The organism is Dialister succinatiphilus YIT 11850 (assembly GCF_000242435.1).
In the GTDB taxonomy this organism is placed as follows: Bacteria; Bacillota; Negativicutes; order Veillonellales; family Dialisteraceae; genus Dialister; species Dialister succinatiphilus.
In genome coordinates, this window is sequence record NZ_JH591188.1 from 161,944 (window position 1) to 163,940 (window position 1,997).

Annotated in this window: 1 protein-coding gene; it reads left to right on the forward strand. The window is 53.1% G+C overall.

Annotated elements, in window-relative coordinates:
• Positions 1-169: 169 nt before the first annotated feature.
• Complete coding sequence (locus HMPREF9453_RS06095) at positions 170-706, forward strand: nitroreductase family protein (protein ID WP_008859686.1); 537 nt, start codon at positions 170-172, stop codon at positions 704-706.
• The last annotated feature ends 1,291 nt before the right edge of the window (positions 707-1,997 follow it).

Consider the following 1,997-nt stretch of genomic DNA (forward strand, 5'->3'; position numbering starts at 1 on the left):
AAACCGAAGCCACGGAGATAGTAATTATCGACAGTCAAATGAATTACCGAGGAAAACTTGACACTTACGGTGTGTCCAAAGGGCGCGCTCTGCGGCCCCTGCATATGGTATAATAAAAGCAAGAAAGAATCAGGCGAAAGCATAATCAAACATAAAAGGAGGAAGAATCATGGACGAAATTTTCAGAAGAGGAACCTGTCGGTATTTCAAGGAAAAAATGCCAGTACCGGATGATGAACTTCTTACTCTGGTGAAGGCGGGCATGCAGGCCCGGGCTGTGGGGAACCAGAAATCAAGGGATTTCATCATCGTCACTAGGGAGGATCTGGTGAAGGCCATTTCCCACAACAGCATCATTGCCGGACCTGCCCGGAAAGCGTCTGCCGCCATTGTGATTGTGGGAAAGAAGGATGGCATTTCCTTCCCCGAGGAATGGACCTTTGACTGTGCTGCGGCTGCCCAGAATATTCTGGTGGAAGCAGAACATCTGGGACTGTCCACCCTGTGGATGCAGGTTTATCCTTACCAGGACAGAAAAATCCACCTCTGCCACATTCTGGATATTCCCGACGAGCTGGATCCCTTCTGCATCATTGCCGTAGGCTATGCGGACAGAGCGCCAGTGCGCATGAACCGCTACGATCCGGATGCTGTATTCCTGGACCTCTATGGAAGCCATAAGAAAACCGTGTACACCGGAAAATAAGGTTCCTGTCTTATTTATCAGATAAAAGACGGGCCCTATTGTATTCTCCTTGAAACAATAGGGCCCGTCTTTTGTTCTTATCATGAAACAAAACATGAATCGTCCATACACGAAAGCCAGTGGACTGATGAGTCCATCTGGGCCTGTCTGCTGTCCGTGGGACTGGGGAATGGGGACTCGGGTGAGGGTTCAAGCGCCTGTGGCGCGGTCGGGATCGGGACCTGGGCGGTGCTTTCCAGTATTCCCGAAGGTTGACACGCCCTTACGGGCGTGAGGGTTGAGCCAGCTGCCGGGCCTTTTGGCCCTGGGCTGCCAGGGTTCTGCCTGTGATCGGCTTCGCCTTACAGGCGGGTTGAGGGCTCTCGCCCTCGGGGGTTATATAGTATCGCTGCGCTGGCGAGGTACGGCGCCTTCGGCGCCATTTTTATATCGCCTTTGGCGGCGAAAACTTCATAACCGCCCTGCGGGCGTCGGAAATGCATTCCCCCTTTGGTGGCTGGCGCCACCACTTTGCCCGGTGGGAAGCATGTCACTGGATTCGCGGGTCGCCTACGGCTCCCCTATGAATCCAGTTCCTTTGCCACCCCCGCAGTTCGGTGGGGAACAAAAGGAAAGCGCCTTAATGGGCAGGCCAGACGCCTTACTTCGCCCCACTTGGAGGTCCTATGCAGGACCTCCACAGGGGCACAATAACCCGTGCTTACTGCAGAGCCGCTTACGAAGAGAGGCCTCGAGGTGTTTTATTCTGCCCCCTGCATAGGGGGAAGTCCGGCGCAGCCAGGATAGGGGGTGGCGAGCGCAGCGAGCCAGTCAGCAGAATGGTTATTTTGCCATATGACACAGAAAGTCAATTCCCGTAACGCTGACTTTATGTTCATCGCCCCCTAAAGGGGAAACGACTCACTACATTTTGCGCGTCGCTAGCGCTCCTTCAAAATGTGTTCGCTGTGCACCGTAAGGGCGATACCACAACCCTCGGCCTGAAAGGCCGTCAAACCTAAGAACCCTCACACCGCAGGTGTGTCCAAGGCCGGTCAATCTTAAGAACCCTTTTCCAAAACCCTTTGAATCCTTTGAACCTTTTGAACCCTATGAACCCTCACACCAAAGGTATGTCCAAGGGTAAGAAGCAAAAATGACACAGTCCGCCGATTGGCGGTCAGGATAGCGATGGGGTGTCAAATCGGCGTTCTGCATTGTACACCCTTTGCCTCTTCGAGGCGTTCCCCTCAAGGGGAAACGAGAAGTATGGAGAGGAAAAACAGAGAGTTATATATTTCATGTACCATTC